Below are 21,217 nucleotides of genomic sequence, written 5' to 3' on the forward strand. Positions count from 1 at the left end.
ATGAGTAAATTCTGGAGCCCGTTCGTCAAGAACCTGGTGCCCTACGTGCCGGGCGAACAGCCGAAGCTGACCCGGTTGGTCAAGCTCAACACCAACGAGAACCCCTACGGCCCATCGCCCAAGGCCCTGGCGGCGATGCAGACCGAACTGAACGACAACCTGCGCCTGTATCCGGACCCTAACAGCGACCTGCTCAAAGGCGCCGTAGCCCGCTACTACGGCGTGCAGAGCAACCAGGTGTTCCTGGGTAACGGTTCGGATGAAGTGCTGGCGCACATTTTTCACGGCCTGTTGCAGCACGACCAGCCGCTGTTGTTTCCGGACATCAGCTACAGCTTCTATCCGGTGTATTGCGGGTTGTACGGCATCCAGTTCGAGGCGGTGCCGCTGGATGAGCAATTCCAGATCGACCCGGCCGACTACGCCAAACCCAACGGCGGGATCATCTTCCCCAACCCGAACGCACCGACTGGCTGCCTGCTGGCGCTGGACGCGGTCGAACAGATCCTCAAGGCCAGCCCGGATTCGGTAGTGGTGGTCGACGAGGCCTACATCGACTTCGGCGGTGAAACGGCCATCAGCCTGGTGGACCGTTATCCGAACCTGCTGGTGACCCAGACATTGTCCAAGTCCCGCTCGCTGGCGGGGCTGCGCGTGGGCCTGGCGGTGGGCCATCCGGACCTGATCGAAGCGCTGGAGCGGATCAAGAACAGCTTCAACTCCTACCCGCTGGATCGCCTGGCGAACGTCGGCGGCGCGGCGGCGTTCGATGATCGTGAGCATTTCGACCAGACCTGCCGGTTAGTCATCGAGCACCGTGAATGGGTGGTGGCCCAGTTGCAAGCCAAGGGTTTTGAAGTCCTGCCCTCAGCGGCCAACTTCATCTTCGCCCGCCACCCCCGCCACGATGCGGCAGGGTTGGCGGCAAAACTGCGGGAACAGGGTGTGATCGTGCGGCACTTCAAGCAGGAGCGGATTGCCCAGTTCCTGCGGATCAGCATCGGTACACCGGAGCAGAACCAGGCCCTGATCGACGCCCTCGGCGAACTCTGAAACCCTGCATTGAACCTGTGGGAGTCTGTAGGAGTCTGTGGGAGCAAGGTCGGAATTCCACCGCAAACCCTCTGTGGGAGCGGGCTTGCTCGCGAAGGCGTAGTGTCAGTCACTTCAATGTTGGCTGAACTGACGCCATCGCGAGCAAGCTCGCTCCCACAGTTGTTTTGGGGTGTTCACCAGATCGGCATGCCACCGCAGATACCCCTGTGGGAGCGAGCTTGCTCGCGAAGGCGTAGTGTCAGTCACTACAATATTGGCTGAACTGACGCCATCGCGAGCAAGCTCGCTCCCACAGTTGTTTTGGGGTGTTCACCAGATCGGCATGCCACCGCAGATACCCCTGTGGGAGCGAGCTTGCTCGCGAAGGCGTCGTGTCAGTCACCTCAATGTTGGCTGACCTGACGCTATCGCGAGCAAGCTTTGCTCCCACAGTTTTTTGGGGTGTTAGCAAGGTCGGAATTCCACCGCAAATCCTCTGTGGGAGCGGGCTTGCTCGCGAAGGCGTAGTGTCAGTCACTTCAATGTTGGCTGACCTGACGCTATCGCGAGCAAGCTCGCTCCCACAGTTGTTTTGGGGTGTTCACCAGATCGGCATGCCACCGCAGGTACCCCTGTGGGAGCGAGCTTGCTCGCGATGGGGCCTTTGGATCAGACCCTGAACTGGTTGATCAACCGCCGCTGCTGCTCCGCCAGTTTGGTCAGCCCGGCGCTGGCCGCGCTGGATTCGTCGGCGCCGCTGGCCACTTCGTTCGCCACTTGCCCGATGTTGATCACGTTGCGGTTGATGTCATCAGCCACGGCGCTTTGTTCCTCGGCAGCGCTGGCGATCTGGGTGTTCATGTCGTTGATCACCGACACCGCCTGGGTAATCGTCTCCAGGGCCTGGGCCGCTTTCGCCGCATGCTGCACGCTTTCATCGGTACGGTGCTGGCTGTCTTCCATCACCCGCACCACGTCCCGGGTGCCTTGTTGCAACTGCTGGATCATCGCCTGGATTTCTTCGGTCGCCTGCTGCGTTTTCTGCGCCAGGTTGCGCACTTCATCGGCGACCACCGCGAAACCACGGCCCTGTTCACCGGCCCGGGCCGCTTCGATGGCCGCGTTGAGGGCCAGCAGGTTGGTCTGCTCGGCGATGCCGCGGATGGCGGTGAGGATCGCGTTGATGTTCTCGCTGTCCTTGGCCAGTGTCTGCACCACACCCACCGCCTTGCCGATTTCCACGGCCAGGGCACCAATGGAGGTGGAGGTATCCCGGACGATCTGCATGCCCTGGCTGGCGGCTTGGTCCGCATGACTGGCGGCCTGGGCCGCCTGAGTCGCGTTGCGGGCCACGTCCTGGGCCGTGGCGGTCATTTCGTGCACCGCTGTGGCAACCTGATCGATCTCGGACATCTGCTTGTGCACGCCCTGATTGGTGCGGATCGCGATATCGGCCGTGTGCTCCGATGAGTCGCTGACGCTCTGCACCGAGGTCACCACCTGGGTGATCATGCCCTGCAACTTGCTCAGGAAGGTGTTGAACCCCCTGGCGATCGCCCCCAGCTCATCGGCGCGGTCGCTCACCAGGCGGCGGGTCAGGTCGCCTTCGCCCTGGGCGATGTCATCGAGCATTGCCACCATTTGCTTGAGTGGCCGGGCAATGCCGTGGCCCACCAGCCAGATCACCAGCAGGCCGATGCCGGCGATCACCAGGCCCACCATTGCCATGCCGAAGATATCGGCCTGGCGCTGTTGGTCGAGATCTTGCTGCAACGCTTGCAGGTCGGCCATGACCGCTTTCAGCGGCAACTGCAGCATCAGCGTCCAGCGAGCGTTGGTCTCGCCGATGCCGAACGGCATGTACACCTCGATATGCCCGTGTTCTTCATCAATGTCGTAGCGCACCTCGCCGACGCCCAGCTTGGCGAGGTTATCCAGTTCGCTGGCGTCCAGCAGGTCGCTGGCCTTTTCCCCGAGTTTGCTCGGGTCCTTGGTGAAGGCCACCAGCCGGTTGTTGCTGGAGAGCAAGGCCATTTCCCCGGCACCGTCGTACAACTTGCCGTCGGCGGCCACGAGCATGTCCTGGATGAAGTTCACCGACAGGTCGGCGCCGACGATGCCCTGGAACTTGCCATCGATCATGATCGGCTCGATGAACGAGGCGAGCATGGTCATCGTACTGCCGACGCGGTAGGGCGCCGGGTCGATCACGCAGGCTTTCTTGCTGTCCTGGGAGCACAGGTAGTACTCACTGGCGCGGATGCCGGTGGAGAGCAGTTTCTGGTCGGTCACGTCGGCGAGCTTTTCCAGGCCCAGGGAGCCGTCCTGGTTGCGAAACCACCACGGCAGGAAACGTCCGTTGGTTTCCATGCCCAGCACCGGGCTGTTCACATAATTGGCGTCATCGTGGTCGATGGCGTTCGGCTCCCAGGCGATATAGGCGCCGAGGATCTTCGGGTTGCGCACCACGGTTTCGCGCAGCAGGCTGATCATTTGCTCGCGGGGTACCTTCAGTTGCGGGTTGCCGTCCGCGCCGTTCATGCCCATCAAGGCATTCGTGGTAGCCAGGCCGCGGGCGAGCAACAAGGGGGCTTCCAGTTCCCGTTGAATCAGGCTGGCCTGGGTGCGCGCCAAGGTACTGAGGCGTTGTTCGATAAGTTGTTCGAACTGCGCCGTGGTTCGTTGTTGCACCATTTCTTGAGTGCGGGCGCCGGCAAACAGCGCGTACAGCACAAGGGCGCCGACCACGCTGAGCACGATGGCACCGGCCAGGGCGGCCACGGAAAACTGGATCGATCTGAATTTCATAAAGGCTCCGGACGCGGAAATGACGTCTGGAGTCTGTATCGGCGTTTCTGTGGCGCGGCATGAGGCGCTGTTCGTCGGGTGACTGTATTAGCGAAGTGGGTGTCGCAAATGGACGCGGTGAGATCTGTCCGAAAAAACGCTAATCCCTCCTTGTGTGTCTGGCGCCGATACAAATCAAGGCCTAGGATACGCCCACGATTCCATGGAGCTTCTTTTGTATGAACAAGACTTTGATGGTCAGCGCTATCAGCGCGGGTCTGCTGCTTGCAGGTTGCCAGTCAGTCAACACCACCAGCGGCGGAGCCGTGGGCGTGGAGCGCAAGCAGTACATGTTCAGCATGCTGTCGACCGACCAGGTCAACCAGATGTACGCCCAGTCCTATCAAAAGACGATGGGCGAGGCGAGTGCCCAGGGCGTGTTGGACAAGACCAGCAGTGATGCCAAGCGGGTCCAGGCTATCTCCAGTCGGCTGATCGCCCAGGCGCCGGTGTTCCGTCCTGATTCGGCGCAATGGAACTGGGAAGTGAACCTGATCAAGAGCGATGAGCTCAACGCCAGCTGCGGCCCTGGTGGGAAAATTATTTTCTACACCGGTCTGATCAATAAGCTGAAGCTCACCGACGATGAAATCGCCGCGATCATTGGCCATGAAATCGCCCACGCCCTGCGCGAGCACGGGCGCGAAGCAATGTCCAAGGCCTATGGCATCGAGATGGCCAAGCAGGGCGCCGGCGCCATCTTCGGCCTCGGCCAGGACAGCCTGGCATTGGCTGACACCGTCGCCAACTACGGCATGACCTTGCCCAACAGCCGAGGTAACGAGAACGAAGCCGACCTGATCGGCCTCGAACTGGCCGCCCGCGCCGGCTACGACCCGAACGCCGCGATCACCCTGTGGAACAAGATGGCCAAGGCCTCGGAAGGCGCGCCGCCGGAATTCATGAGCACCCACCCATCGTCGAGCAGCCGTATCGCTTCGTTGCAGGCGGCGATTCCGAAGGTGATGCCGCTGTATCAGCAGGCCAAGAAGTAAGCATCGCTGTGGGAGTAAAGCTTGCTCGCGACAGGGGCGACGCAGACGTCAATCAGACCGCGTCATGGCTTATCGCGAGCAAGCTATGCTCCCACAGTTATCCTCAGCCCAAAGTGTGACACAGGGTCAAACCCACCCACTGCTCTGCATCGCCTTGTACACCGCTACGATCGCCAGGACGAAGAACGCCGAGGCGGCCAGGCGGCGGATCAGGGTCAGGGGCAGCTTCTCGGCGGCGAAATTGCCCGCCAGGACCACCGGCACGTTGGCAATCAACATGCCCACGGTGGTGCCAATGATCACCAGCCACAGCTCCGGGTATTGCGCGGCGAGCATCACCGTGGCGATCTGCGTCTTGTCGCCGATTTCCGCCAGGAAGAACGCAATCAGCGTGGTCAGGAATGGTCCGAACCGGCGGGCCGTGTTGGCTTCCTCATCGTCCAGTTTGTCCGGGATCAGGGTCCACAGTGCCGTGGCCGTGAAGCTGGCCGCCAATATCCAGTGCAGGACCGCGTCGGAGAAAAAACCGCTGACCCAGGCGCCGACCGCACCGGCCGCCGCATGGTTGGCCAGGGTCGCGGCAACGATGCCGGCGATGATCGGCCAGGGTTTGCGAAAGCGAGCAGCCAGGATGAGCGCGAGCAATTGCGTCTTGTCGCCGATTTCGGCCAGCGCAACGATCGCCGTGGGTACGAGGAGTGAATCCAGCATCAGGGAGTTCCTAAAGGGGCGGGTCGACACGGCTATGACACGTACAGCCTTCCCGCCCCGGGTAAGGTGTGCGTGTCATAGGTCTTGTCAAACCCAGCGACCATCTGCGTGGACGCTTGGGCCGCATACGCCATGGTCTGCTGACCAAGTATGTTGACGTATGCCGGGCGAGCATGGCGCTCGCGGGAGACTACTCCCCTAGGACGGAGCGGATTCTGCCTAGGCAAATCCGATTGAGCAAGTGCTGTTGCCTAAAAAACTTCAGCCGCTCTTGGCCCGATAGATGCGAAAACCCTGCCCTTCGGCCTTGATCGCGCAGACGCCCAAATGCTCCTCGATCAGCGGCTGGTACTTGAGGAAACTATTGGCGACCAAGCGAAGTTCGCCGCCGTTTTTCAGATGTTTGGCCGCTTTTCGCAGCAGGTTCTCCGTAGCGTGGTAGTCGGTATGCACACCGACATGGAACGGCGGGTTGCTCAGGATCGCGCTCAAACCCATCGGTGCGGCGTCGATGCCGTCACCGGTCAGTACGTCGGCTTCCAGGCCATTGGCGGCCAGGGTCAGGCGACTGCTGGCGGCGGCGAACGCGTCCACGTCCAACAGGGTGACGGTGTTGTGTGGATAGCGCCGCTTGACCGCCGCCCCCAGCACGCCGGCACCGCAGCCGAAGTCGAGCAAATGCCCGCTGGGCAGTTTATCCAGGTGTTCCAACAGCAGCGCACTGCCGCGATCCAGGCGACCGTGGCTGAACACCCCCGGCAGGCTGATGACCTTCAGCGGGCCTTCGGCCAGGGGCAGTTCGTAGGTCTGGGCCAGGCTTTCCAGTGGCGTGGCCTCGGGCGCATTCGCGACCGTGACTTGCCACAGCTGGCAGTGCCGCGCGCTGTCGAGTTTGCGCGGCTTGCCGAACGGGTTGAGCTGCTTGGAGGCGCCTTCGATGCCGCTGCGTTTTTCCCCCACCAGGTACACCTCGCGCCCGGCCAGGCGCGCCGCCACGGCATTGAGGAGGTAGTCGGTCAGGTCCTTGGCCTTGGGCAAGAACACCACGGCGGTGTCGAACCCATGCTCGGGGACGTTCACGCCAAAGTGGCTGCGCTCGGGAAAACGAGCGTCCAGCGCCGCCTGATCGCCGGCATGCCAGCACCAACCATGGGCCTCAGGCAAACGGCCGAGCAGGTCATCGGCGGGCAGGCCGGCCAACAACACCGAACCCTGGAATAATTCGGCCTGACGAAGCAGTACTTCACTGCGCGGATCCATGGTCTGCTCCTTGAAAAAAAGTGCGGCAGTTTATCAACTGACGACACGCCGCGCTGTACCGCTGAAAAAGCCTTGGGCGTTTTCGCTCATTTGGCCGACGATCCGTTGCCGCGCCTCGCGGCTGCCCCAGGCGTTGTGTGGGGTGACGATCAACCGTGGGATATCGTTGGCCAGCAGCGGGTTGCCTTGGGTCGGCGGCTCCACGCTGAGCACGTCGGTGGCGGCACCACCCAAATGACCGCTGCGCAGTGCTTCGGCCAGGGCCTGTTCGTCGATCAGGCCGCCACGGGCGGTGTTGACCACAAATGCGCCGTGCTTGAGCCGGGCCAGTTCGCGGGCACCGATGAAGTTTCGGGTGTGCTCGTTGAGCGGGCAGTGCAGGGTCAGGGCATCGACTTGCGGCAGCAGTTGCTCCAGCGGCAAGCGGTCGGGGCGGACCGGGCGCCCGGGAATCTGCCCCAGCAGCACGCGCATGCCAAAGGCCTCGGCCAGCCGCCCGACAGCGCTGCCCAACTCGCCATGGCCGAGCAAGCCCAGGGTCTTGCCTTGCAGTTCGACAATCGGATAGTCCAGCAGGCAAAACTGCGAAGCCTGCTGCCAGCGACCTTCCCCCACCGCTTTTTGATAATCGGCCAGGCGCGTCGCCAGGTTCAGCAACAGCATGATGGTGTGCTGGGCCACCGACGGCGTGCCGTAGCCCTGGCAATTGCACACCGTGATGCCGTGGTGGCGAGCGGCTTCCAGGTCGACGTTATTAGTACCGGTGGCGCTGATCAGGATCAGCTTCAGTTCGGGGTTGGCGGCCATGGCCTGGGCATCGATCACGGCCTTGTTGGTGATCGCCACGGTGGCGCCCTTGAGCCGCTCGATCACCTGCTCCGGCGTGGTCCGGGCGAACAGTTGCAGGTCGCCGAAGCAGGCGCGCAACGGGGCCAGGTCCAGGTCGCCGAGGTCCAGGGAAGGGTGGTCGAGGAAAACGGCGCGGGCGGTGTTCGTCATCAGCTGTACCTTTTATGTCAAGAACCGAAGGCGTAATGTGGCGAGCCTATCAGATGGAATGTGGCTGTGGCCTGGCCCGAATAATGGGCTTATGAAGAACCCTGTGGCGAGGGGATTTATCCCCGCTGGGCTGCGAAGCGGCCCCCAAACCAGGCAACTCGGTGTACCAGGCAGATTGAGTTCACTGCTTTTAGGACTGCTGCGCAGCCCAACGGGGATAAATCCCCTCGCCACAGATTCACTTGCCACACAGTTGATGTTTGTTTCGAGATTGAGCTAGCCAAGGAGCCACCATGTACCTCACCGAATTCCTCACCGTCGCCCTGATCCACCTGCTGGCCGTCGCCAGCCCCGGGCCGGATTTTGCCGTGGTGGTGCGCGAAAGCGTGACCCATGGCCGGCGCGCCGGGACCTGGACGGCGCTGGGCGTCGGCACGGCGATTTTCCTGCACGTGGGCTATTCGTTGCTGGGCATCGGCCTGATCGTGTCGCAATCGATCGTGCTGTTCAACGCGCTGAAATGGGCCGCCGCCGCGTACCTGCTGTACATCGGCTTCAAGGCACTACGGGCGCAACCGGCCAAGCCGGCCGAGGAAAACCTGCACAAGGAAGTCGGTGAGCGTACCGCCCGTGGCGCGTTCATTTCCGGCTTTGTCACCAATGGCCTGAACCCCAAGGCGACGCTGTTTTTCCTGTCGCTGTTCACCGTGGTGATCAATCCGCATACGCCGTTGGCGATCCAGGCCGGTTATGGCGTGTACCTGGCGATGGCGACGGCCGTCTGGTTCTGCCTGGTGGCGCTGTTGTTCAGCCAGCAACGGGTGCGCGCCGGCTTCGCGCGCATGGGCCACTGGTTCGACCGGACCATGGGCGCGGTGCTCGTCGCCATTGGGGTGAAGCTGGCGTTTACCGAGGCGCATTGATCCAGCGCCCACAGTCCCGGACATGGCTCAAGGCTAGTATCTGCGCGCGGATCAAATCATTCCTTTGGGTGATTTGATCCGTGTATAAGCGCTCTAGAGTGCTTACTTCCAGCCAAGACCGTGCAGTCAGAAAAGGGACTCTTATGTTGCAGACTCGCGTTATTCCTCCAGCCGAAGGCGCCTATCAATACCCGCTGCTGATCAAGCGGCTGCTGATGTCCGGCACGCGTTACGAGAAAACCCGCGAGATCATCTACCGTGACCAACTGCGCTACAGCTATCCGACGCTGATCGAACGGGTCGCGCGCCTGGCCAACGTGTTGACCGAGGCGGGGGTCAAGGCCGGCGATACCGTGGCCGTGATGGACTGGGACAGCCACCGTTACCTGGAATGCATGTTTGCGATCCCGATGATCGGCGCGGTGATCCACACCATCAACGTGCGCCTGTCACCGGAGCAGATCGTCTACACCATGAATCACGCCGAGGACCGCTTCGTGCTGGTCAACAGCGAGTTCGTCGGCTTGTACCAGGCGATCGCCGGGCACCTGACCACGGTGGACAAGACCCTGCTGCTGACCGACCTGCCGGAAAAAACCGCCGACCTGCCGAACCTGGTGGGTGAGTACGAGCAATTGCTGGCCGCCGCCACGCCCACCTACGATTTCCAGGATTTCGACGAAAACTCCGTCGCCACCACGTTCTACACCACCGGCACCACGGGCAACCCCAAGGGCGTGTACTTCACCCATCGGCAACTGGTGCTGCACACCATGGGCGTGGCGACCATCATGGGGGCCATCGACAGCGTGCGGCTGCTGGGCACCAACGACGTGTACATGCCCATCACGCCGATGTTCCATGTCCACGCCTGGGGCCTGCCCTACGTGGCGACCATGCTCGGGCTCAAGCAGGTCTACCCGGGCCGCTACGACCCCGAACTCCTGGTCCAGCTGTGGCGCAAGGAAAAGGTCACCTTTTCCCATTGCGTGCCAACCATCCTGCAAATGGTCCTCAATGCCAAGGGCGCCCAGGACACCGACTTCGGCGGCTGGAAGATCGTCATCGGCGGCAGCGCCCTGAACCGCAGCCTGTACGAAGCGGCCAAGGCCCGGGGCATCCAGCTCACCGCCGCCTACGGCATGTCGGAAACCGGCCCGCTGGTGTCCTGCGCCCACCTCAACGCGGAACTGATGGCCGGCAGCGAAGACGAACGCACCACCTACCGGATCAAGGCCGGTGTGCCGGGGCCGCTGGTGGAGGCGGCGATTGTCGACGCCGAGGGACGGTTCCTGCCGGCCGATGGCGAGACCCAGGGCGAACTGGTGCTGCGCGCGCCGTGGCTCACCGAGGGCTATTTCAACGAGCCGCAGAAGGGCGCCGAGCTCTGGGCCGGCGGTTGGCTGCACACCGGTGACGTCGCCACGCTCGACAACATGGGCTTCATCGACATCCGCGACCGCATCAAGGACGTGATCAAGACCGGTGGCGAATGGATCTCCTCCCTGGACCTGGAAGACCTCATCAGCCGTCACGCGGCGGTACGTGAAGTAGCAGTGGTCGGCATTCCCGATCCGCAGTGGGGCGAGCGGCCGTTTGCCTTGCTGGTGGTTCGCGAAGGGCATGAGATCGGGGCTCGCGAACTCAAGGAGCACCTCAAGCCGTTCGTTGAGCTGGGGCACTTGAGCAAGTGGGCGATCCCGAGCCAGATCGCCCTTGTTACGGAAATTCCCAAGACCAGCGTCGGCAAGCTCGATAAGAAGCGCATCCGCGTCGACATCACCGAATGGCAGAGCAACAACAGCACCTTCCTCTCCACGCTTTAGGCCCTTTCGCCGTGCCCGAAAGGGCACGGCAGCCCCACCAAGCAAGCGCTTGCCTTGTCAAACTGAAAATTTCAGCCATCCTTGCCGTGCCGGCATCTGTCGGCCTGGCAAAAGGACTGTTCCAGAGTGGTTGAGGGCTGCAAATCACACTTTAGAGGGATCAAGCCGTACTACCTGCTGGCTATAGTCCGCTCAAGGGATTTTCGGAATGGGACGTACGTGCCAGCACGGCGAAGGGTTTCCGGAAATGTCCGCTGCCATAACAATAAAACACATGGAGTTGCGTCGATGACCTCAGCAAACACTTTCTGGCGCCGGGCAAAACTGCCTCTGGCCGTCAGTCTTGCCTCCTCGCTCGCCGGCCCTGCATTCGGCGTCAGCTTCAACATTGGTGAAATCGAAGGCCAGTTCGACTCGTCCTTGTCGGTGGGGGCGAGCTGGTCCACGGCCAACGCCAACAAGGATCTGATCGGTGTCAACAACGGCGGCCGTGGGCTGTCGCAGACCTCCGATGACGGCCACTTGAACTTCAAGCGCGGGGAAACCTTCTCGAAGATCTTCAAGGGCATCCACGACCTGGAACTGAAGTACGGCGATACCGGCGTGTTTGTGCGCGGCAAGTACTGGTACGACTTTGAACTCAAGGACGAAAACCGCCTGTACAAGGACATCAGCGACAACAATCGCAAGGAGGGCGCCAAGTCTTCCGGCGGGCAGATCCTCGATGCGTTCGTCTATCACAACTACGCCATTGCCGATCAGCCGGGTTCGGTCCGCCTGGGCAAGCAGGTTGTCAGCTGGGGTGAAAGTACCTTCATCCAGGGCGGCATCAACTCCATCAACCCGGTCGATGTGTCCGCATTCCGTCGTCCTGGTGCCGAGGTCAAGGAAGGCTTGATCCCGGTCAACATGTTCTATGTGTCCCAGAGCCTGACCGACAATTTGTCGGCTGAAGCTTTCTACCAGTTGGAGTGGGACCAGACTGTTGTCGATAACTGCGGTACGTTCTTCTCCCAGCCAGATGTTATTGCCGATGGCTGTACGGATAATCTGCGGGTGTTGAATAAACGTTCCAGGATCCCAGGGGCTGCCTTGCCGGCCTTGGGTGCATTTGGTGTGGACGTGAACGAGGAAGGGGTCCTGGTCCGCCGGGGGGCTGATCGTGATGCCCGTGACGGCGGCCAATGGGGCGCGTCCTTGAAGTATATGTTCGAGCCGCTGGACACCGAATTCGGTGCCTACTTCATGAACTACCACAGCCGTGCGCCGATTTTCAGTGCCACGGGAGCTGCACAACAGTTCTACTCCACGCCGTTGGGGCCGTTGGCAGGGCTGCGCCCTCTGATCGTGGCGGGTAATTCCAAATACTTCGTTGAATACCCGGAAGACATTCGGCTCTATGGCTTGAGTTTCTCCACTACCTTGCCCACCGGCACGGCCTGGAGCGGCGAGCTGAGTTATCGGCCGAATGCGCCGGTGCAGTTGAGTACCACCGATATTCTCTTTGCAGGTGTTACTCCGATCCCGGGTTTTGGTAATGCCTCGGTGCTCGATGGCACCCCAGGTCAGGATCTGCACGGCTATCGCCGCAAGGAAATCACCCAGTTCCAGACCACCTTTACCCACTTCCTCGATCAAGTTATGGGCGCGAGCCGTCTGACCTTGGTGGGTGAGATTGGGGTCACTCACGTCGGAGGGCTGGAAAGCAGGTCCGAGGCTCGCTACGGCCGTGACCCAGTGTTCGGTCCAGGTGAACTGCCCAATGGCTTCTGTAACACGCTCAACGCCTCTACCGCCGCAGGTGGCGGCCAGACCAGCAGCGGTGTGAACAGCAACTGCAACAACGACGGCTTCACCACCTCCACGTCCTGGGGCTACCGCGCTCGCGCCATCTGGGAATACCCGGACGTCTTCGCCGGCGTGAACCTCAAGCCCAACGTGGCCTGGTCCCATGACGTCAAAGGCTACTCGCCAGGCCCTGGCGGCAACTTCGAAGAAGGCCGCAAGGCCGTCAGCCTCGGGCTGGATGCCGAGTACCAGAACACCTACAACGCCAGCCTGGCCTACACCAACTTCTTTGGTGGCGACTTCAGTACCGTGGACGATCGTGACTTCCTGGCGCTCAGCGTCGGCGTGACCTTCTAAGCACCGAATTTCAGGACGACACACTATGAAAATAACAAAGAATCTGTTGCAGGTCGGTGTTCTGGGGCTATCCCTGCTGGCTGCCAGCGTCATGGCGGCAGTGCCTGCTGCCGAGGCCGACAAACTGGGCAAGAGCCTGACGCCGATGGGCGCCGAGATGGCCGGCAATGCCGACGGCTCGATCTCGGCCTGGAAACCCATGGCCAAGAACGCCGGTGCCGTGGACAGCAAGGGCTTCCTCGCCGATCCATTCCCGACGGAAAAACCGCTGTTCACCATCACTGCGCAGAACGTCGAGCAGTACAAGGCCAAACTCGCCCCGGGCCAATACGCGATGTTCAAGCGCTACCCGGAAACCTTCAAGATGCCGGTCTATCCGACCCATCGCGGCGCCACCGTGCCGGACGAGGTGTTCGCCTCCATCAAGAAAAACGCGGTCAACACCAAGCTGGTCTCCGGTGGCAACGGCCTGGAGAACTTCGAGACGGCCGTGCCGTTCCCGATTCCCCAGAGCGGCGTGGAAGTCATCTGGAACCACATCACCCGCTATCGCGGCGGCAGCGTGACGCGCCTGGTCACCCAGGCCACCCCGCAGCCCAACGGTTCGTACAGTCTGGTGTACTTCCGCGACCAATTCGTGTTCCGCGACAAGATGAAGGATTTCGATCCGGCCAACCCTGGCAACATCCTGTTCTACTTCAAGCAACAAGTGACCGCGCCAGCGCGCCTGGCCGGTGGCGTGCTGCTGGTGCACGAGACCCTCGACCAAGTGAAGGAACCGCGCTCGGCGTGGGTCTACAACGCGGGTCAGCGCCGCGTGCGCCGTGCCCCGCAAGTGTCCTATGACGGCCCGGGTACGGCGGCCGACGGCCTGCGTACCTCCGACAACCTGGACATGTACAACGGCGCACCGGACCGCTACGACTGGAAACTGGAAGGCAAGCAAGAGATGTACATCGCTGCCAACAGCTACAGGATCGATTCGCCGCAACTCAAGTACGCCGACATCATCAAGGCCGGCCACATCAACCAGGACCTGACCCGTTATGAGCTGCGTCGTGTCTGGCACGTGACCGCGACCCTGAAGGAAGGTCAGCGCCACATCTACGCCAAGCGTGACTTCTTCATCGATGAAGACACCTGGCAAGCTGCGGTGATCGACCACTACGACGGTCGTGGCCAACTGTGGCGCGTGGCCGAGGCCCATGCCGAGAACTACTACGACAAGCAAGTGCCGTGGTACGCCCTGGAAACCCTCTACGACCTGCAGTCCGGCCGCTACCTGGCACTGGGCATGAAGAACGAAGAGAAATCGGCCTATGACTTCGGCTTCACCGCCACCACCGCCGATTTCACCCCGAACGCACTGCGTCAGGACGGCATCCGCTAAACCGCTCCACCCGAGGCCGCATCCTCGAAACAACGCCCCGACTGGTTCGGGGCGTTTTTTTGCTCGATCAGTCAACACAAACCCTGTGGCGAGGGAGCTTGCTCCCGCTTGAGTGCGAAGCGCTCATCGCTTTTTGGGGCGGCTTCGCCACCCAGCGGGAGCAAGCTCCCTCGCCACAAGAGCGTTTTTTTCCAGGTCGGCGTGTAGTCTTTTTGTAGCCATTTGTAGCACTCCCTTCAATACCTCCTCGTTTACCGCTAGTCTGCGGACATCTGCAATGCCGCCACCCGCATTCCTACAAGAGCCGGCCATGACTGATTTGTCTTCACTTCCGGATTCTGCCCGCGCAGCCATCGCGGTAGAGGACGGGCGTTTCTACCGCCCGCCCTTGCCCGATGGCCATGTCGCGCGGCCGCGGTTGTGCGAGCGGTTGGGCGCAGGGCTCGGGGGCAGGTTGCTGCTGGTCAGTGCACCGGCGGGGTTTGGTAAAAGCTCCCTGGCGGTGGAGTTCTGCCAGAGCCTGCCGGCCCATTGGCAAAGCCTCTGGTTGGGGCTCAGTGCCCGAGACAACGACCCTGGGCGTTTCCTGGAACGCCTGCTCGAAGGGCTCCAGGCGTTTTTCCCGCAACTGGGCGGCCGGGCACTGGGGCTGCTGAAAATGCGCCAGCGCCATCAACCCTTTGCCTTCGAGGAATGGCTCGATGGCCTGCTGGACGAGCTGTCCACGCACTTATCGCCGCGCGAGCCCTTGCTGCTGGTCCTCGACGATTACCATTTGGCCCAAAGCCCGGTGCTGGATCGCTGCCTGCAGTTTTTTCTCAATCACCTGCCCGACGGTTTGCTGGTGCTCGTCACCAGCCGCCAGCGCCCGGACTGGCATCTGGCACGCCTGCGCCTGTCACGGCAATTGCTCGAACTCAACGAGCAAGACCTGCGCTTGACCCACGAAGAAGCCTTGACCCTGCTCCAGCACCACAGCAGCTCGTTGCGCGGTGAGGCACTGGAGAATCTCATCCAGCGCAGTGAAGGCTGGGTGGCCGGGCTGCGCTTCTGGTTGCTGGCCGCGTCCGAAGCCGGCACCGAAGGCCTGCTGCCCCAGGCCCTGCACGGCGGGGAAGGGCTGATCCGCGATTACCTGCTCGAAGAAGTCATCGATTGCCTGCCCGCGGAGGTGCAGGCGTTCCTCTACGACACGGCCCCTCAGGAACGCTTTTGCAGCGCGCTGTGCGATGCCGTGCGCGAAGCCCATGACAGTGCGCAGATCCTGCGTTACCTGGCGGCTCACCAGGTATTCCTGGTGCCGCTGGACGAGCATGGCCATTGGTACCGTTATCACCACTTGTTTTCCGACCTGCTGCGCAGTCGCCCCAGCGCCCCGGCCATGGTCCCAGCCGCGACCCTGCACCTGCGGGCCTGTCGCTGGTTCAATGCCCAGGGTCTAATCGACGAAGCTGTGGAGCAGGCGCTACGGGCCGGGCACTTGGACGTGGCGGCGAACCTGGTGCAGAACCTTTCGGAGGAGCAGTTGCTGGCCGAGCAGAACGTCGGCATGTTGCTGCGCTGGAAGATGGACCTGCCCGACAGCCTGCTCATCAGCACGCCGAGGTTGATCGTGCTCTACAGCTGGGCGCTGGGGCTGGCCTGCCAGTTGGACGCTGCTGAAGAGCTTGCCGCGCACTTGAGTCGTTTCCTGCCGGCCCCCTCGGCCACTGCGCAAAAATCCATGCTCGCCCAATGGCTGGCCCTGAGCGGCATTGTCGCCCGTGGCCGTGGGGACCGGGAAGCCACCGTGCGTTATTGCAGCGAAGCCATGGAAAGCCTGCCGCAAAAACGCTACGGCCAGCGGCTGATGTGCCTGTCCACATTGTCGAACCTGGCGATTGCTGACGGCGACCTGTGGCGCGCCCGGAACCTGAACCGCGAATCCCTGGAACTGGCGCAGCGGGTCGGCAACCCACTGTTCGAGGCCCTGGCCCATTACGATCGTGCCCGGGTCTTGCAGGCGCGGGGGGAGATCCTGCGGGCGTTGGACGAAGTACACCAGGGCCTGCAACGTTTGCACAAGCTACCGCCCCAACGGCTGTATGCGGTGCGGGCACGGTTGATCATGTACGAGGGTTTCCTGCTGACCTTGCGCATGCAACCCCAGGTCGGCCTGGCGCGGTTGCAGGCGGGCCTCACCGAAGCCCGCGCCTGCCGCGATATCAGCGTGCTGATCGGTCATTGCGTGATCGCCCGTATCGAAGGCTACAGCGGCGAGTTCGCCCGGGCCTTTGCCGAACTGGCTGAAGCCGAGCGCCTGATGCACATCTGGGACGTTCCGCCGATCTATTACCTGGCGATGATTACCCTGGTCAAATGCGAACTCTGGCTGGCTCAGGGCCGCACCGATCTGGCCGAAGCCTGGTTGGCGCGCTTGGGCCAGACCTACACGGGCGAACGGGCCGCCGCGCCACCGGAATTCCACCCGCAACTGCCGCTGCATGTCGAACTGCAGCAGGCGGTGCTGGAATCCATTCGGGGTCAACCGATGCTTGCAGAGGGGCGGCTCAATGCCTTGCTTGAGCATGGGCAGCAAACCGGTCGGCAGATGCTCAGCGTGATGGCGCTCAACCAGAAGGTCGCCTTGCTGCTGAGCCTCGGCCGCGAACCCGAAGCACGCCGCACCCTGGCCCAGGCTTTCGAAGCCGCCAGCGGCGGGGTGTTGCAGCCCTTCGAGTGGTTGTTCGGCAAGCACCGTGATTGGTTGCGCGAGCAACTGCTGCACGCGCCGCCCAGTACCTTGCGCGACCACTTGCTCGAACGCCTGCACTCGACGGTGGCTCAGCCTACCGACCCGGCGGCGCCTGTCGAAACCCTCAGCAGTCGCGAACGGGCGGTATTGCAGTTGATTGCCCAAGGCTGCTCGAACCAGGAAATCAGCGAGCAATTGTTCATCTCGCTACACACCGTCAAGACCCACGCCAGTCACATCAACAGCAAACTCGGCGTCGAGCGCCGCACCCAGGCGGTGGCGCGGGCGAAGGCGTTGGGGTTGTTGGGCTGAGCGGGGTTTATTTGTGTCGAAGAGCTTTTGTGGCGAGGGGATTTATCCCCGCTGGGGGCGAAGCCCCCTCCTCGGTGTATCAGGCATAAATCATGTCCGAAGCAATCGAGGGCTGCTTCGCAGCCCAGCGGGGATAAATCCCCTCGCCACAAAAAACAGTCAGTGCCAGTGAAGGAATGTTTGATGTTGCCCCTCTACAAAACCATCCCATCCCCCGTCGGCCAACTGATCCTCGTCGCCCGGGAGACAAGACTGGCGGCCATCCTGTGGGAAAACGAGCGGCTCAATCGGGTGCGTCTGGGGCCTTTGGAGGAAGACACCCAGCATCCAGTCCTCAAGGAAACCGAACGTCAGTTGCTGGAATACTTCGCCGGTCAGCGCCGTCGTTTCGAATTGGAGCTGGACTTTGCCGGCACTGATTTCCAGGTCCGAGTCTGGCACGCCTTGTTGACCATCCCCTTTGGAGAAACCCGCAGCTACCGCGACATCGCCCTCCAGATCGGCCAACCGACGGCGGTCCGGGCGGTCGGCGCCGCCAATGGTCGCAACCCCATCTCGATCATCGCCCCGTGCCACCGCGTCATCGGCAGCTCCGGCAGCCTTACCGGCTTCGCTGGCGGCCTGGCGGCCAAACAATTTCTGCTCAGCCTCGAAGGCCAGCAGAGCCTGCAGTTGGCGTTCTGACTGCCACTTTCCTTGTGGGAGTGGATGCAAATTTATAGTCACCCCAAAACAACTGTGGGAGCGAGCTTGCTCGCGATAGCAGATAGTCAGCTTGCGAATGTGTTGGCTGTGCCGCCGTCATCGCGAACAAGCTCGCTCCCACATTGATCGCAGATCACAGGTTTCAGGGGGATGGAGGTTTGGGAGCCCGCATGCGTGTCGGTGGCTGGCCGTTGGCGTTGTGCTGGTAGATCTGCGTGGGCTGGCCCTGTTCATTGAAGAACACCTGACCAATGCCGGCGCTGTTCCACAACCGTTCGCCCGCTGCGGCGTGTTCCGGGGTGTGGGGGACTATGCGCATGCTGCGGCGCTTGGTGAACCAGTTCAGGGGCGAGCGCGGCGAGTAGAGCCAGCGGTTCAGGCGGTCGAACCATTCCAGCAACACCGGCGGGAATTCATTCTTGATGCCGCTGCTGGTGATCTGCCAGATGCGCGGGCCGCCCTTGCGGTGTGGGATCAGCACCTCGTAGACGAAGGAATAATGCACGTCCCCTGACAGCACCACGTAATTACCCGGTGTGCGCGAGTGTCGGAAAATGTTCAGGATCACCTGGGCCGCGCCGCGATGGGCCATCCAGTTTTCCGCGTCCACCAGCAACGGATAACCGCACCAACTGAACACCCGCTGCACGGTCTCGATCAGCTTCACCCCGAAGATCGGCGCCGGTGAGACGATGATGGCCGAGGGGTGATCCAGCAACTCCTGCTGCAACTCGCTCAGGGCTTCCCAATCCAGCAGGCCGGAAGGCTGCTTGAGGTTGTTCTCGCTGCGCCAGCGGCGGGTCCGGGTGTCGAGCACCACCAGGGCTGGGGTGCTTGGCAGCACGTAATGCCAGTGCTGGAAAGCCAGCAAGGAGTCGATCAGTGTGTCCTGTGGCTCGCTGTCGAGGTAACGGTCCCGGGCTGTGTCGCTCAAGGCCAAGGTTTGCGGGAGTACGTCAACAAAGGCATCCGGGTTGTTGCCCCAGCCCTGGCAGAGCATGTAGGCGATCAAGGCATTGCCGATGATGCGTTTGGAGAACGGATGGCCGTAGGCCGTTTCCTCCCACTGCGCGGACAGATTCCAGTCATCGGTAATGTCATGGTCGTCGAAAATCATCAGGCACGACAAGTGCGCAAACACCCGTGCCACGCCGCCCAGTCCGGTCTTGAACGCATCGATGCGTTGCTGTTCCAGGTCGTAGCGCTGGCGCCGTTCGACGGTCAGCTCTGGCGGCTGCACCGCGATCAGTGTCCAGGGTACCGGCGACCACACCAGCAGGTACATCGCCATGACCTCGGCGAAGGTCACCAAGTGATTGTCGGCGCTACTGCTGGTGAAGATCGGCTTGCGCGCCCCGCCGAAAAAGCGTTCGCGCAGGGTTTCGTTGCTCTCCAGTGCCGGTAGCAAATCGGCGCGATGGTAATAACTGGCCGGGTGTTGGTAGAGCTTGGCGCTGTCTTCCACCACGGCGCCGTCCAGGCATTCCTCGAACAGCCCCAGGCGTTCGATCAGCCCGTGAATCGCCCGCAGCATGGGCCCTGCGACGTCGTCGGCATAGACCTGGTCGCCACTCATCATCAACAGTGCCGGGCGTTGCGCGGGTGCTTGCGCCAGCAGTCGGTCGACACAGAGCAGGCCGTCGTTGGCCGGGTAGTGGGGTTTTCGGCAAGAACCGTGGACCAATTGCTCGATGCGCGAGTGCAACATGAAGTTCGGGCACTGGGCGCCGTCATACAACAGGTGCGGCGCCCACTCGGCGATGGGCGCGTCGTCCACCAGCAGGTCGTAGTCAATCGCTACGTCCTGGGGCAGGGGCGCGTCGAGCGTCACATCGATCAAGTGCACAAACGCCCGCTGCCCCACCGGCACCACGGTGCAACGCGATGCATCGAGTTCCAGGTCGCCGACACCGTCAATGCGCAGCGTCAATGCCAACGCTCGCGTGCCCACCAGCCACATCACCAGGCGCGCAGGCTCCAGCCGCCGTAACAGCGGGCCGACCAGGACGGGGGGCAGGGTAGAGGTGAGGTCTGGGGTGGACGACAGCATTCGCGAGAAAAGCTCTGTTCAGGGAGAGGCGGGGATCATAGCGCAATGTGCCGGGTTGCTGGGGATGGGGAGGCATTGTGGTAACCCTGCTTTTGTGGCGAGGGGATTTATCCCCGCTGGGGTGCGAAGCGCCCCTAAAACCTGACACAGCGGTGTGCCTGGTTAATTGTTCGGGGCTGCTGCGCAGCCCAGCGGGGATAAATCCCCTCGCCACAAGGGGAAGTACTTGGCCATCTGATACCTATGCAAGTCACTGCATCATTGAGCGACGTTGGACGCCTGCGCCGCCTTGATCAAATCCGCCCCGATGTCCTTTTCGAACTTGGCCCACACCGGCTTCATCTTGTCACGCCAGGCGCTGCGTTCTTGCGGCGTGAGGGCAATGATCTCGGTGGTCTTGGCATCCAGCACATGCTGCTTGTCCTGCTGGTTGAATCGCTCCGCTTCCTGGTTGGCATGGGCGGTGGATTCGACCACGATCTTGTCCAGCTCGCTGCGGATGTCCGGCGGCAGGCCGTTCCAGAAGTCCGACGTGGTGATCAACATGTAGTCGAGTATGCCGTGGTTGGACTCGGTGACGTATTTCTGCACCTCATTGAGCTTCTGGTTGTAGAAATTCGAATAGGTGTTTTCCGTGCCGTGGACCAAGCCGGTGCGCAGGCCCTGGTACACCACCGAGAAAATCATCGGTTTGGCTTTGGCGTCCACTGCCTTGAACTGTTCCTCCAGCACCGTAGAAGTCTGGATCCGGAACGTCAGGCCACGGGCATCCTCAGGGGTGCGCAATGGCCTGTTGGCCGACAACTGCTTCATGCCGTTGTGCCAATAGGCCAGGCCCGTGACGTTCTTGCTTTCCATGGACCTGAGCAGCTTCTGGCCCTCGGGGCTCTGCTGGAAACGGTCCACGGCGGCGATGTCGTCGAATAGAAACGGTAGGTCGAACAACTGCACGGTCTTGGTGTACTGGTCGAACTTGGCCAGCGACCGGGCAATGATCTGCACCTCTCCCAGGAGCAAGGCTTCCATCTCCTTGTCATCGCCGTACAGCGTGGAGTTGGGGTACACCTCGACCTTCACTTTGCCCGGTAGCCGCTCCTCCGTGAGCTTCTTGAACATCAACGCGCCCTGGCCCTTGGGCGTTTGTTCGCCTACCACATGGGAGAATTTGATGACGATCGGCTCAGCCGCAATGGCCGTGCCCCACGCCCCGAAAGCCAGGGTGCAGGCGAGCGCTTTCCATACAGGTTTTAGCATTGCAAGGCGTCCCTTTCAGTGTCCGAAGGCA

14 protein-coding genes, 1 pseudogene and 1 riboswitch are annotated in these 21,217 nt (G+C 61.9%); of the genes and pseudogenes, 8 read left to right on the forward strand and 7 right to left on the reverse strand.

Annotation, left to right across the window (positions count from 1 at the left end; all coding sequences use genetic code 11):
- Complete coding sequence (hisC, locus tag PSH84_RS09245; RefSeq protein WP_122568867.1) at positions 1 to 1,053, forward strand: histidinol-phosphate transaminase; 1,053 nt, start codon at positions 1 to 3, stop codon at positions 1,051 to 1,053.
- A 651-nt stretch (positions 1,054 to 1,704) separates the two neighbouring features.
- Here hisC and PSH84_RS28980 read toward each other — a convergent pair.
- Together PSH84_RS28980 and PSH84_RS28985 are read right to left on the reverse strand one after the other, a co-directional pair.
- Positions 1,705 to 2,547 (reverse strand): methyl-accepting chemotaxis protein, encoded by an 843-nt coding sequence (locus PSH84_RS28980; RefSeq protein WP_370873798.1) that lies wholly within the window; start codon positions 2,545 to 2,547, stop codon positions 1,705 to 1,707.
- 63 nt (positions 2,548 to 2,610) lie between these two features.
- Positions 2,611 to 3,843: pseudogene (locus PSH84_RS28985) on the reverse strand (cache domain-containing protein); the annotation flags it as partial.
- Positions 3,844 to 4,061: 218 nt separating this feature from the next.
- Between PSH84_RS28985 and PSH84_RS09255 the strand changes: the two are divergent.
- On the forward strand, positions 4,062 to 4,877 hold the full coding sequence (locus PSH84_RS09255; RefSeq protein WP_122568865.1) for a M48 family metallopeptidase: 816 nt from the start codon (positions 4,062 to 4,064) through the stop codon (positions 4,875 to 4,877).
- A gap of 126 nt (positions 4,878 to 5,003) precedes the next feature.
- On the opposite strand, the gene PSH84_RS09260 is transcribed toward PSH84_RS09255, so the two are convergent.
- The 3 genes from PSH84_RS09260 to PSH84_RS09270 form a co-directional block, all read right to left on the reverse strand.
- Positions 5,004 to 5,588, reverse strand: coding sequence for a TMEM165/GDT1 family protein (locus PSH84_RS09260; protein WP_305482683.1), 585 nt, complete (start codon positions 5,586 to 5,588; stop codon positions 5,004 to 5,006).
- An 89-nt stretch (positions 5,589 to 5,677) separates the two neighbouring features.
- A riboswitch (yybP-ykoY riboswitch) is annotated at positions 5,678 to 5,800 on the reverse strand.
- A gap of 49 nt (positions 5,801 to 5,849) precedes the next feature.
- Complete coding sequence (locus PSH84_RS09265; protein ID WP_305482685.1) at positions 5,850 to 6,848, reverse strand: methyltransferase; 999 nt, start codon at positions 6,846 to 6,848, stop codon at positions 5,850 to 5,852.
- Positions 6,849 to 6,881: 33 nt separating this feature from the next.
- A complete protein-coding gene (locus PSH84_RS09270) occupies positions 6,882 to 7,847 on the reverse strand; it encodes a 2-hydroxyacid dehydrogenase (protein ID WP_122568862.1) in 966 nt (321 codons plus the stop codon).
- A gap of 293 nt (positions 7,848 to 8,140) precedes the next feature.
- Between PSH84_RS09270 and PSH84_RS09275 the strand changes: the two genes are divergently transcribed.
- From PSH84_RS09275 to PSH84_RS09300, 6 genes are all read left to right on the forward strand, one after another.
- Entirely contained in the window at positions 8,141 to 8,770 is a 630-nt protein-coding gene (locus PSH84_RS09275; protein ID WP_122568861.1) for a LysE family translocator, read from the forward strand.
- Positions 8,771 to 8,913: 143 nt separating this feature from the next.
- Complete coding sequence (locus PSH84_RS09280) at positions 8,914 to 10,596, forward strand: fatty acid--CoA ligase (RefSeq protein WP_122568860.1); 1,683 nt, start codon at positions 8,914 to 8,916, stop codon at positions 10,594 to 10,596.
- Between the two features lie 288 nt (positions 10,597 to 10,884).
- The gene (locus tag PSH84_RS09285) at positions 10,885 to 12,741 is read left to right on the forward strand and encodes a DUF1302 domain-containing protein (RefSeq protein WP_122568859.1); all 1,857 of its coding nucleotides are present in this window, start codon (positions 10,885 to 10,887) and stop codon (positions 12,739 to 12,741) included.
- A 25-nt stretch (positions 12,742 to 12,766) separates the two neighbouring features.
- Positions 12,767 to 14,131, forward strand: a complete 1,365-nt coding sequence (locus PSH84_RS09290) for a DUF1329 domain-containing protein (protein ID WP_122568858.1) — start codon at positions 12,767 to 12,769, stop codon at positions 14,129 to 14,131.
- Between the two features lie 310 nt (positions 14,132 to 14,441).
- Positions 14,442 to 17,177 carry a winged helix-turn-helix domain-containing protein gene (locus PSH84_RS09295; RefSeq protein ID WP_305482687.1) on the forward strand — a complete coding sequence of 912 codons (2,736 nt, stop codon included), beginning with the start codon at positions 14,442 to 14,444 and terminating at the stop codon, positions 17,175 to 17,177.
- A gap of 183 nt (positions 17,178 to 17,360) precedes the next feature.
- On the forward strand, positions 17,361 to 17,861 hold the full coding sequence (locus PSH84_RS09300; protein ID WP_122568856.1) for a methylated-DNA--[protein]-cysteine S-methyltransferase: 501 nt from the start codon (positions 17,361 to 17,363) through the stop codon (positions 17,859 to 17,861).
- Positions 17,862 to 18,024: 163 nt separating this feature from the next.
- Here the strand turns inward: PSH84_RS09300 and PSH84_RS09305 are convergent, their stop codons facing one another.
- Both PSH84_RS09305 and PSH84_RS09310 read right to left on the reverse strand, forming a co-directional pair.
- Complete coding sequence (locus tag PSH84_RS09305; RefSeq protein ID WP_305482689.1) at positions 18,025 to 19,932, reverse strand: alkaline phosphatase D family protein; 1,908 nt, start codon at positions 19,930 to 19,932, stop codon at positions 18,025 to 18,027.
- A gap of 258 nt (positions 19,933 to 20,190) precedes the next feature.
- Entirely contained in the window at positions 20,191 to 21,186 is a 996-nt protein-coding gene (locus PSH84_RS09310; protein WP_305469771.1) for a TRAP transporter substrate-binding protein, read from the reverse strand.
- Between the last annotated feature and the right edge of the window lie 31 nt (positions 21,187 to 21,217).

Source organism: Pseudomonas beijingensis, assembly GCF_030687295.1.
GTDB lineage: Bacteria > Pseudomonadota > Gammaproteobacteria > Pseudomonadales > Pseudomonadaceae > Aquipseudomonas > Aquipseudomonas beijingensis.